The sequence below is a fragment of the Streptomyces sp. NBC_01352 genome, assembly GCF_036237295.1.
Classification (GTDB): domain Bacteria; phylum Actinomycetota; class Actinomycetes; order Streptomycetales; family Streptomycetaceae; genus Streptomyces; species Streptomyces plumbiresistens.
In genome coordinates this window covers 7,318,507-7,329,250 of the sequence record NZ_CP108354.1, presented here as the reverse complement: position 1 = coordinate 7,329,250, position 10,744 = coordinate 7,318,507, and the positions used below count along the sequence as shown (strand labels likewise).

Genomic DNA, 10,744 nt, shown 5'->3' with positions numbered 1-10,744 from the left:
GCATGCAGAACACCGCGACGCCCACGCACTGCCCGTACTGCGCCCTGCAGTGCGGGATGAATCTGACGGCCACCCCGGAGGGGACCGTCGAAGTGAGCGAGCGCGCGGATTTCCCGGTGAACCGGGGCGCGCTGTGCGGCAAGGGCCGTACCGCGCCCGCGGTGCTCTCGTCCGGGGTGCGGCTGACCTCCCCGTTGGTGCGCTCCGAGGGCACGCTCGTGCCCGCCTCCTGGGACGAGGCGCTGGACCGGATCGCCGAGGGGCTGTCCCGCACGCGTACGGAACATGGTCCGGACGCGTGCGGGGTCTTCGGCGGGGGCGGCCTGACCAACGAGAAGGCGTACACGCTGGGCAAGTTCGCGCGCGTGGTGCTCCGGACCTCCCAGATCGACTACAACGGGCGCTTCTGCATGTCGTCCGCGGCGGCGGCCGGCATCAAGGCCTTCGGCCTGGACCGCGGTCTGCCCTTCCCGTTGGAGGACATCCCGAAGACGGGCTGCGTGATCCTCGTGGGGTCCAACCTCGCGGAGACCATGCCGCCGTCCCTGAGGTTCTTCAACGAGCTGCGGGAGAACGGCGGCACGCTGATCGTCATCGATCCGCGCCGCACGAAGACCGCCGAGCAGGCGGACCTGCACCTGGCGCCCCGGCCGGGGACGGACCTGGCGCTTGCGCTCGGGCTGCTGCACCTGGTCGTCGCCGAGGGGCGGGTCGACGAGGAGTACGTCCGCGAGCGGACGTCCGGCTGGGAGGAGGCGCGAGCCGCGGCCATGGCGCACTGGCCGGAGTACGTGGAACGGATCACGGGGGTGTCCGTTCCGCAGCTCCGCGAGACCGTGCGGATGTTCTGCGAGCCCGAGTCGGCGATGGTGCTCACCGCCCGCGGGCCCGAGCAGCAGTCCAAGGGCACCGACACGGTGGGCGCCTGGATCAACCTGTGCCTGGCGACCGGCCGCGCGGGGCGCCCGCTGTCCGGGTACGGCTGTCTGACCGGGCAGGGCAACGGGCAGGGCGGGCGCGAGCACGGCCAGAAGGCCGACCAGCTGCCCGGCTACCGCAAGCTGGACGACCCGGCGGCCCGTCGGCATGTCGCCGAGGTGTGGGGCGTGGACCCGGACAGCCTTCCCGGGCCGGGGCGCAGTGCGTACGAGCTGCTGGACGCGCTGGGTACGGACATCAAGTCGCTGTTGCTGATGGCCTCGAACCCGGTGGTGTCGGCGCCGCGCGCCGCCCACATCGAGGAGCGCATCAAGTCGCTGGACTTCCTGGCGGTGTGCGATGTGGTGCTGTCGGAGACGGCCGCCCTCGCGGACGTCGTCCTGCCGGTCACGCAGTGGGCGGAGGAGACGGGAACCATGACCAACCTGGAGGGCAGGGTGCTGCTGCGCAAGCGGGCGATCACCCCGCCCGAGGGCATCCGCAGCGACCTGGAAGTGATGCACGAGCTGGCCGCCCGGCTCGGGGTGGAGAAGGGCTTCCCGACCGACCCCGAGGAGGTCTTCGAGGAGCTGCGCCGGGCGAGCGCGGGCGGGCCGGCCGACTACTCCGGGATCACCTACCGCAGGCTCGCTGAGGAGAACGGGGTGTTCTGGCCGTGCCCGGCGGCCGAGACCGACGACTCCGAGGACGCCTCCCTGGATGTCCGCGGAGCCGACGACCCGGCGCAGGAGCAGGACGACGACCTCGCCGCCGCCGTGCATCCCGGCACTCCCCGCCTCTTCCTCGACCGCTTCGCCACGCCGGACGGCCGGGCCCGGTTCGTTGCCGTCGCGCACCGGGCCATCGCAGAGGAGCCCGATGACGAGTACCCGGTGCTGCTGACGACCGGGCGGGTCGTGGCGCAGTACCAGTCCGGCGCCCAGACCCGCCGCGTCGACGAGCTGAACGCCGCCGCCCCCGGCCCCTTCGTGGAGCTGCACCCGCGGCTGGCGGAGCGGCTCGGCGCGGCCGAGGGCGACCCGGTGGCCGTGGTCTCCCGGCGGGGCCGGGCGGTGGCGCCGGCGCGGATCACGACCGCGATCCGCCCCGACACCGTCTTCATGCCCTTCCACTGGGCCGGCGAGGGCCGCGCCAACACCCTGACGAACCCGGCCCTCGACCCGACCTCCCGCATGCCGGAGTTCAAGGTGTGCGCGGTACGGCTGGAGACCGTACGCGGGTGAATCCCGTTACACGGCCTTGAGGACCGTCGCCGCGTCCGCCCCGTAGGCCGCGATCTCCGCCTCGGTGAAGTCACGTGTTTCCGTGAAGCCGAGGCCGACCACCGCGAGCAGCCGGGTGTCGTCCGCCGGATCGAAGACGGGGAGCGTGAGGGAGCCCTTCGCCCGCGCGGCGCGGCCGCCCGGGACGGCGACTCCCGTGGTGTCGGTCTGGAAGTCGGAGACGGCGACGGGCGCCCGGCGCTCGGCGGCGGTTCCGGCCATGCCCTTGCCGACGGGGATGACGGCGGTGCCGTTCTGCACCGACGGCGGCAGGTTGTGCGCGGCGACGAGCACGATCTCGCCCTCCGTCGCGGCAGGCCCGGACAGATGGACCGACCCGACGAAGCCGCCGTTGCGTTCGACGAAGGCGGCGAGCCATGCGCGCACTTCGGGGTGGGCGTTCTTCAGAACCGTCTCGTTCAGCGTGGTGGGGGTGGGGGTGGGCATGGGGGTGCCTAACTTTTCAGAGCCCCGCGAGGCGCAGGAGCAGGGGTTTGATCTCGGTCGCGGCGAACTCGGGCCGCGCCGGGCCGGGTTCGGAGCACAGCAGTACGGGGCTGTACTCCGGGTCCTCGGGCAGGCGGCCGTGGCTGCCGCGTACGCCGGACGGGTCGAGCGGGACGGTTCGCAGCCGGTAGCGGAAGCCGAGCTTCTTGCGGGCGACCTGGCCCACGGCCCGCAGCTTCACCGCCGGGACCGTCTCGTCGTAGAGCAGCTCGGCCGGGTCGTAGCCGGGCTTGCGGTGGATCTCGACCTGGCGGGCGAAGTCCGGGGCGCGGTCGTCGTCCAGCCAGTAGTAGTACGTGAACCAGGCGTCGGACTCGGCGACCGCGACCAGCTCTCCGGAACGCTCGTGGTCCAGGCCGTGTGCCGCTTTGCCCGCCGCGTCCAGGACCTGGTCGACGCCGTCGAGTTCGCCGAGGATCTTGGCGACCTCGGCCTCGTCCGCCGGATCGCGCACGTACACGTGGGCGACCTGGTGGTCGGCGACGGCGAAGGCGCGCGAGGTCCAGGGGTCCAGGTACTCCATGCCGTCCTGGGTGTAGACGTCCAGGAGTCCGGCGCGGCGCAGGGCGCGGTTGAGGTCGACGGGCCGGGAGACCGGGGTGATGCCGTACTCGCTGAGCGCCACGACGGTGGCCCCGGCGGCGAGGAAGTGGTCGATCAGCGGGCGCAGGGCGTCGTCGAGTCGGCGGGCCTCGCGGGCGGTGGCCTGCGAGTCCGGTCCGGTGCGCTGCGGCTCGTAGTCCAGTTGCGGGATGTAGACGAGGGTCAGGTCGGGGTCGTGCTCGTCGAAGACCTGGCGGGCGGCGCCGAGGATCCACTGGGTGGAGGGCATGCCGGCGTTCGGACCCCAGTAGGTGAACAGGGGGAACGGGCCCAGCCGGTCGGTGAGTTCGTCGTGCAGGGACGGCGGCCAGGTGTAGCAGTCGGGTTCCTTGCGGCCGTCGGAGTAGTAGACGGGGCGTGGGGTCACCGTCCAGTCGACGTCGGCGCCCATGGCGTACCACCAGCAGATGTTGGCGACCTTGTAGCCGGGCTTGGTCTTTCGGGCCGTGTCCCAGATCTTCTCGCCGCCGACGAGGGCGTTGTGCTGGCGCCACAGCAGGACCTCGCCGAGGTCGCGGAAGTACCAGCCGTTGGCCACCGCGCCGTGCGTGGACGGGGGTTCGCCGGTGAGGAAGGTGGACTGGGCGGTGCAGGTGACGGCGGGCAGGGTGGTGCCGAGGCGGGCCCGGAAGCCGCGGTCGCCGAGGGCGGCGACGGCGGGCATGTGCTTCAGCAGGGTGGGGGTGAGGCCGACGATGTCGAGGACGACGAGGCGGTTCGTGTGAGGGGTTTCGGTCGTGTGAGGGGTTTCGGTCGTGTGGGGGGTTTCGGTCGTGTGGGGGGTTTCGGTCATCAGTGGTCCTCCTTGAGGCCGAGGGCGGTCAGCCGGTCCCTGGCCCAGGCGAGTTCGGCGGCGATGCCCTCGGCGAGGTCCGCGGGCGGGCGGGGCAGCACGGACCAGGTGTAGGTCTCGACCTCGATGTGGTCGCAGACCGCGGTCGGTCCGCCGAGGAGTCCGTCGAGGACGGTGGTGAGCTGTCCGGCGGTGGTGCGCAGCGGTGGCTCGGGGTTGGTGTGCAGCGGGGCGTGGAAGTGCACCCGCCAGGGTCCGGTGTCGTCGGGGAGGGCGCCGGCGAGGGCTTCCGGGAGGTCGTCGACTCCCTTGACCGACCCGTGGGTTGCCGTGCGGGTCTGGTGCAGGAAGCGGCGCTCGGCGAGTTCGCGCAGCGCGGTGCGGGCGTCCGGGTCCGCCGGGTCGGGTGCCTCCACCGCGCAGGACGCCTGGAGCTTGACGACCGGCAGGCCGCCCTCGGCGAGCCGGCCAAGGGCCTCGTCCGGTTCCTCGAACTGCACGGCGAGATGGCAGGCGTCCAGGCAGATCCCGAGGTGTTCGTGGTCGAGGCCGCCGAACTCCCGTACGGCCTGCTCGGTGGTCTCCACGACGCAGCCCGGCTCCGGTTCGAAGCCGACCCGGACGGGGCGGCCGGTCCACGCTTCGAGCCCGGCGAGCCCGATGGCCAGCCGGTCCAGGGCCCGGCGGGCCGCGTCGGAGCGCTCGCGGGACCAGGGGGTGCGCCAGCCGAGCGGCAGGGTGGAGACGCTGCCCCGGCGGGCGTCGTCGGGGAGGAGGGCGGCGAGGACGCGAGCGCAGTCGAGGGTGTAGGCGAGTCGCGCCTCGTCCGCCCAGTCGGGGAGGTAGACGTCCTTCTTGACGACCTCGCGGTGGAATCCCTCGTACGGAAAGGCGTTGAGGGTGACGGTCTCCAGGCCGCGCGCGGTCAGCTCTGCCTTGAGTCTCGCCAACGCGTCCGCGTCGGCGGCGAGTTCGGTGACTGCGGGGCGGGCCAGCCACAGCCCGATGCCGAGGCGGTCGACACCCAGGCGCTCACGCACGGGCTCGGCGTGGCGGGAGAGCTGGCCTATGACGCCCTCCAGGTCCTCCGCCTGGTGGACGTTGCTGCAGTACGCGAGGTGGACGGGGGTGCCGTCGGGGTGGCGGAAGCGCACGGGCGGTTCACTCTCCCCCGCGTTTGATGGAGTTGCCCTCGAAGCTCGACGCGTCGTCGGGCTTGGGTTCGTCCAGGTCGAGGCGGCCGCTCTGGCCGTAGAAGGCGACCGGGTTGCGCCACATCACGAGGTCGACGTCGTCCTCGCCGAACCCGGCGGCGAGCATCGCGTCGGCCGTCTTCCTCGTCTTCAGCGGGTCCGAAGTGCCCCAGTCGGCCGCCGAGTTGACGAGGACGCGGGCCGTCCCGTGCTCCTGGAGGATGCGGACCATCCGCTCCTCGCTCATCTTCGTCTTCGGGTAGACCGAGAAGCCCGCCCAGCAGCCGCTGTCGAGGGCCATGGAGACGGTGAGCTCGTTGAGGTGGTCGAGGACGACGAGCTCGGGTGCGATGCCGGACTCCCGGACGACGTCCAGTGTGCGCCGCGTCCCGGCCGCCTTGTCGCGGTGCGGGGTGTGCACGAGGGCGGGCAGCCCGTGTTCGACGGCGAGCTGGAGCTGGGCGGCCAGGGCCTCGTCCTCCTCCTTGGTCATCGAGTCGTAGCCGATCTCGCCGACCGCGACGACCCGGTCCTTGGCGAGGTAGCGCGGCAGTTCGTCGAGGACGGGGCGGCAGCGCGGGTCGTTGGCCTCCTTGGGGTTGAGGGCGATCGTGCAGAAGTGCTGGATGCCGAACTGGGCGGCCCGGTACGGCTCCCAGCCCAGCAGCGAGTCGAAGTAGTCGTAGAAGGACTCGGGCGAGGTGCGGGGCTGGCCGAGCCAGAACGCGGGCTCGACGACGGCCCGGACCCCGGCCGCGTGCATCGCCTCGTAGTCGTCGGTGGTGCGGGAGGTCATGTGGATGTGGGGGTCGAAGATGCGCATGGTCAGGGGGCTCCATGGGGGAGGGAGGCGCTGATGAGGGGGCCGATGTCCGCGGGTAGGGGGCGGGCGGCGGCGCTGCGTTCGGCGGCGAAGTCGGCGAGCATGCGGGCGAGTTCGGCGTCCGCGCGGTCGTCGAGGCCGGCCACGCGGGCGAGCGGGATCTCGTAGAAGACGCACTTGAGGACGGCCTGCCGGTACTCGTCCGGTGGGAGGTGGGCGGCCGCGTACGGGCCGAGGGCCGCCTCGATCAGCGTGGTGTCGTTGCCGCGCAGGGTCTGCCGTACGAGGTCCAGGCAGCGGCCCTGGTCGTCGAGGAGCGGCAGGGCCCTGAGGACGGCCCGCTGTTCGGCGGGGTCGCCGAACCGGTGGAGTGCTGCCACCTCCTCGGCGAGGGCCTCGCCGTGCAGCGGCAGGGCGGTCAGGAGCAGCGCGCGGGCGGCCTCGTCGACGGTCCGGCCGTCGGGCAGCGGTTGGCGCCCGCAGTGGCGGCGCACGGCCGGGAACAGGGCGCGGACGGCGGCCGGGTCGGTGGCGACGCGGGCGACGGCGGCATCGAGCCAGGCGCGGGCGTCGGGGGTGAGGGGGAGGTCGGGCATGGTCGTACCTCGATGCGTGGGGGGGGCTCCTGGATCTTCGGGAGGCTCAGGAGGCGAGTAACCCGGTCTCGGCCGCGCGCAGGAAATCGAGCGAGCGACGGGCGACCTCGGGGGCGTCCAGGGAACCGCCCTGGATCTCGACGGACACCAGGCCCTCGTGTCCGAGGGTGTGCAGCGCCGCCAGCACCGGCGGGAAGTCGATGTCGCCCAGGCCGAACTCCAGATGCCGGTGGACGCCGCGCACCATGTCCTCGATCTGCACGTTCAGCAGGTACGGCGCGGCGAGCCGCACGCACTCCAGCAGCGGCCGTTCCTCCACGCAGTGGGCGTGCCCGACGTCCAGGGTGATGCCGAAGAGTTCGTGTCCGCCGACCAGTCGGCGCAGTCGCAGACACCGTTCGACGGTGTCGACGAACATGTACGGCTCCGGCTCGAAGGCCAGGGCGACCCCGTACGCCTCGGCCGTCTCCAGCACCGCCCCGACGCCCGCCGCCAGGCGCTGCCACACCGCCGTCTCGGACACCCCGTCCGGGGCCGGGCCGCTGCACAGGTGGACGGTGGGCGAGCCCAGTTCGGCCGCGATGCGCACGGCGCGCCGCAGCAGGTCGATCCGCCGTTCCGGTTCCGAGGACATCAGCGTCGGCTGGTGCTTGGCCCAGGCGTCGAGGAAGTACGGCGCCCCGGTCTCGACGGTGACGTCGAGCCCTTCGCGGGCCAACTCCTTGCCCACCGTCGCGACTTGTCGGCCCAGGTCCCTGGCGTACGGATCGAGATGGTGGTGGTCGAGGGTGAGGGCGACGCCGTCGTAGCCCAGGTCCGCGAGGACGCCGAGCGCGTCGGTCAGCCGGTGATGGGCGAACCCGTTGGTGCCGTAGCCGAATCTGAGGCTCATGTCGGCGACACCCGTCTGGCGAGCCGCAGCGCCAGGGGATGTACGGCGCCGAGGACGGCGGCGGCAGCGGGCGCGCCGCCGCGCGCGGTGAGCGCCGTCTGCAACGGGACCATGGCCATGATCCCGGCCCCGACCGCCCGCCGTACGGTGCCGCCGCGCGGATCGCGTACGGCGAGCGCCTGGGCCCGGCCGTAGGTTCCCAGGTAGGCGAGGGCTCCGGCGGCGGCGACGGCGGTACCGGCCGCGGCCCGGCGGGGTGTCGAGCGTGCCGACCGCCCGAGGGGCCAGGCGCCGGCCACCGCTGTCGCCGACGAGACGGCGAGCGTCGCCGCGGGCAGCCGCGCCGGGGCCCCGGAGATCTCGTGGCGGCTGAGCAGCGTGAGCGTGTAGGTGTGCAGCCCGGTCAGGAGCGCGGGGACGGCCGCGCGGCCGAGCGCGCGAGCGGTGCCGGCTCCTCCGCCGGACGCGGGCGCCGGCACCTTCCCGCCGCCCGCCACCGCCCCCGCGAGCACGTCCAGTGCCCGTGCCCCGGCCATGGCCGCCGGTCCCGCCGGGGTCGACTTCAGTTTCAGGTCGTACGCCCACACCAGCGCGGTCAGCGGCAGGGCGGCGGCGAGGCCGCGCCGGCCGCCCGAGAGGCCGGCGAGGCCGAGGCCCGCGGCGGTCAGACCGGTGGCGACGGACAGGGCGGTCCGGCGCGGCACCCGGCCGGAGGGTATGGGGCGTTCGGGCCGCTCCACCGAGTCGACGGCTGCGTCCGCGTAGTCGTTGAGGGCCATACCCGCCCAGTAGAGGCACACGGACGAGGCCATCACTCCGGCCGTCCGCAGACCGAGTGGGCGTCCGGCCGCCGTCGCACCGACGAGGACGTCGCCGGGGACGCTGAGGGCGGCCGGGGCGCGGACGAGACTCGCCAGATCCGCCCAACGGGGTACCGCTTTCCGCTCGTTCATGCGGCGATCATTGCCAAGATTGATTGAAGTTTCATACTGCGGAATGAGGAGGTTATGTGTGACATACGCAACAGCAGGATGACGTTGCCGTGATCCTCCGGCCGGGCAGGTGAGGAGGCCATGACGCACATCCACGGCCACCGCTGGGGCCATTCCGCGCTCACCGTCGACTTCGACCTCGACGAGACCACCCCTCGGCTGCTGCGGGTGACACGGCCGGGTGACCCCGAGGCGCCGCCGGGAGACCTCCCGCTCGTCGACGTGACGCTGTCGGGCGCGGGCACGGGGTGGTCGGGCCCGCGGTTCCGGGGTACGGCGCTCGGGCCACGGCTGGTGTACCGGGCCCACCACGCCACGTACGGCGACGGCTGGCACCGCCTCACGGTCGAACTGCGGGACCCCGCAAGCGGGTTGACCGTCTTCGCCGAGTACTCCTCGCCCGACGGAGTGCCGGTGCTGCGCTCCCGGGTCCGGCTGCGCAACGACGGACGCGAGCGGCTGACCGTACGTGCCGTCGGCAGTCTGCTGCTCGGCGGGCTGCCCTCCCCCGACGTCCTCGACGCGCACCGCGCGCGCAACAACTGGCTCGCCGAGTGCCGTTGGTACACCGAGCCGCTGCGGGACGCCGTACCGGACATCAACCGCGGCGTCCACGAGCACGACGCCCGCGCGGCCCTGCGGCTGACCGGCCGGGGCAGTTGGCCGACCGACGGGCATCTGGCGATGGGCGCGCTCACCGACCGCGGCGACGGGCGCTGCTGGCTGTGGCAGGTCGAGTCGGCGGCCGGGTGGGGCTGGGACGCGGGCGAGGCCCCGGCCCGGCGGACGTACCTCGGGCTGGGCGGGCCGACGTACGACGACCACGGCTGGCGCCAAGTGCTCGCTCCTGGCGAGGAGTTCGCCTCGGAGTACGCGGCGGTGGCGCTCGGGGACGGCTTCGACGGGGCGCTCGCCGCGCTGACCTCGTACCGCCGCCGCATCCGCCGTCCGCATCCGGACCACGAACAGCTCCCGGTCGTCTTCAACGACTACATGAACACCCTGATGGGCGACCCCACGACCGAGAAGCTGCTGCCGCTGGTCGACGCGGCGGCCCGGGCGGGCGCGGAGTACTTCTGCGTGGACGCCGGCTGGTACGACGACACGGCGGACGGCGGCTGGTGGGACAGCGTCGGCGCCTGGCAGGCGTCCGCGCGCCGCTTCCCCGGGGGCATCGGGGAGGTGCTGGACCGGATCCGCGAACGCGGGATGGTGCCGGGGCTGTGGCTGGAACCGGAGGTGGTGGGCGTACGGAGCCCGGTGGCCGACCTGTTGCCGGCCGCCGCCTTCCTGCGCCACGACGACGGCGGCCGGGTCACCGAACAGGGCCGCCACCAGCTGGACCTGACCCATCCGGCGGCCCGCGCGCACCTGGACGAGACGGTCGACCGGATCGTCGGCGACTGGGGCGTGGGCTATCTGAAGCTGGACTACAACATCACGACGTCGGCACCGGGACTGCTGGCGCACACGCGGGCGTGGCGGGCGTGGCTCTCGTCCGTCCTGGACCGCCACCCGGACCTGGTGATCGAGAACTGCGCGTCCGGCGGCATGCGCATGGACGGCGCGTCCCTGTCGGTCACCCAGCTCCAGTCCACCTCCGACCAGCAGGATCCGGTCGGCTACCCGCCGATCGCGGCCGCCGCCCCGACGGTCGTACCGCCGGAGCAGGGGGCGGTGTGGGCGTATCCGCAGCCGGAGTTCAGCGATGCCCAGATCGCCTTCACGCTCGGTACGGCGATGCTCGGGCGGATCCATCTCTCCGGGCACCTCGACCGCATGACGGAGGCTCAGCTGGACCTGGTGAGGGAGGCGGTGCGGACGTACAAGGAGATCCGCGGGGATCTGCGGTCGGCCGTGTCCTTCTGGCCGCTCGGGCTGCCGGGGTGGACCGACGAGTGGGTGGCTCTGGGGGTGCGGGCGCCGGTGCAGGGGGCGACGTACGTGATGGTGTGGCGCAGAGGCGGGGAGGCCGAACGGGTGCTGCCCGTACGGCACTTGGCGGGGACCGAGGAGCTGAAGGTCGAGGTCCTGCACTCCGCCGGCGTGGCGTCGGCGCAGTGGGAGGGGAGCGCGGGCGGCCTGCGGGTACGGCTGGCCGACGCACCGTCGATGGCGCTGGTGAAGCTTGTCTAGCCCGCTCG

Annotated in this window: 9 protein-coding genes; 2 read left to right on the top strand and 7 right to left on the bottom strand. The window is 73.1% G+C overall.

Features of this window, described 5'->3' with window-relative positions; translation table 11 throughout:
* The first annotated feature begins 2 nt into the window (after positions 1-2).
* Positions 3-2,162 carry a molybdopterin oxidoreductase family protein gene (locus tag OG252_RS34025; RefSeq protein ID WP_329340939.1) on the top strand — a complete coding sequence of 720 codons (2,160 nt, stop codon included), beginning with the start codon at positions 3-5 and terminating at the stop codon, positions 2,160-2,162.
* Positions 2,163-2,168: 6 nt separating this feature from the next.
* Here the strand turns inward: OG252_RS34025 and OG252_RS34020 are convergent, their stop codons facing one another.
* The 7 genes from OG252_RS34020 to OG252_RS33990 are packed head-to-tail and all read right to left on the bottom strand — an operon-like array spanning position 2,169 to position 8,561.
* The gene (locus tag OG252_RS34020; protein ID WP_329340937.1) at positions 2,169-2,648 is read right to left on the bottom strand and encodes a GAF domain-containing protein; all 480 of its coding nucleotides are present in this window, start codon (positions 2,646-2,648) and stop codon (positions 2,169-2,171) included.
* A gap of 16 nt (positions 2,649-2,664) precedes the next feature.
* Entirely contained in the window at positions 2,665-4,104 is a 1,440-nt protein-coding gene (locus tag OG252_RS34015) for an alkaline phosphatase family protein (RefSeq protein ID WP_329340935.1), read from the bottom strand.
* Positions 4,104-5,258, bottom strand: a complete 1,155-nt coding sequence (gene eboE, locus OG252_RS34010; RefSeq protein WP_329340933.1) for a metabolite traffic protein EboE — start codon at positions 5,256-5,258, stop codon at positions 4,104-4,106. Before eboE ends, OG252_RS34015 begins: the two co-directional genes overlap by 1 nt.
* A gap of 7 nt (positions 5,259-5,265) precedes the next feature.
* A complete protein-coding gene (locus OG252_RS34005) occupies positions 5,266-6,120 on the bottom strand; it encodes a TatD family hydrolase (protein WP_329340931.1) in 855 nt (284 codons plus the stop codon).
* A gap of 2 nt (positions 6,121-6,122) precedes the next feature.
* The gene (locus OG252_RS34000; protein ID WP_329340930.1) at positions 6,123-6,716 is read right to left on the bottom strand and encodes an EboA domain-containing protein; all 594 of its coding nucleotides are present in this window, start codon (positions 6,714-6,716) and stop codon (positions 6,123-6,125) included.
* 46 nt (positions 6,717-6,762) lie between these two features.
* On the bottom strand, positions 6,763-7,608 hold the full coding sequence (locus tag OG252_RS33995) for a sugar phosphate isomerase/epimerase family protein (protein WP_266439830.1): 846 nt from the start codon (positions 7,606-7,608) through the stop codon (positions 6,763-6,765).
* Positions 7,605-8,561, bottom strand: coding sequence for an SCO3242 family prenyltransferase (locus tag OG252_RS33990; RefSeq protein ID WP_266439828.1), 957 nt, complete (start codon positions 8,559-8,561; stop codon positions 7,605-7,607). The genes OG252_RS33995 and OG252_RS33990 overlap by 4 nt, the downstream gene beginning before the upstream one ends.
* Before the next feature lie 120 nt (positions 8,562-8,681).
* Between OG252_RS33990 and OG252_RS33985 the strand changes: the two genes are divergently transcribed.
* A complete protein-coding gene (locus OG252_RS33985) occupies positions 8,682-10,736 on the top strand; it encodes an alpha-galactosidase (RefSeq protein WP_329340927.1) in 2,055 nt (684 codons plus the stop codon).
* The last annotated feature ends 8 nt before the right edge of the window (positions 10,737-10,744 follow it).

Bases quoted from the DNA above. Each gene is read 5' to 3' on its own strand.
- OG252_RS34025 (WP_329340939.1), top strand. From the start codon at position 3: ATGCAGAACACCGCGACGCCCACGCACTGCCCGTACTGCGCCCTGCAG.
- OG252_RS33995 (WP_266439830.1), bottom strand. From the start codon at position 7,608: ATGAGCCTCAGATTCGGCTACGGCACCAACGGGTTCGCCCATCACCGG.
- OG252_RS34005 (WP_329340931.1), bottom strand. From the start codon at position 6,120: ATGCGCATCTTCGACCCCCACATCCACATGACCTCCCGCACCACCGAC.
- OG252_RS33990 (WP_266439828.1), bottom strand. From the start codon at position 8,561: ATGAACGAGCGGAAAGCGGTACCCCGTTGGGCGGATCTGGCGAGTCTC.
- OG252_RS34020 (WP_329340937.1), bottom strand. From the start codon at position 2,648: ATGCCCACCCCCACCCCCACCACGCTGAACGAGACGGTTCTGAAGAAC.
- OG252_RS34015 (WP_329340935.1), bottom strand. From the start codon at position 4,104: ATGACCGAAACCCCCCACACGACCGAAACCCCCCACACGACCGAAACC.
- OG252_RS33985 (WP_329340927.1), top strand. From the start codon at position 8,682: ATGACGCACATCCACGGCCACCGCTGGGGCCATTCCGCGCTCACCGTC.
- OG252_RS34000 (WP_329340930.1), bottom strand. From the start codon at position 6,716: ATGCCCGACCTCCCCCTCACCCCCGACGCCCGCGCCTGGCTCGATGCC.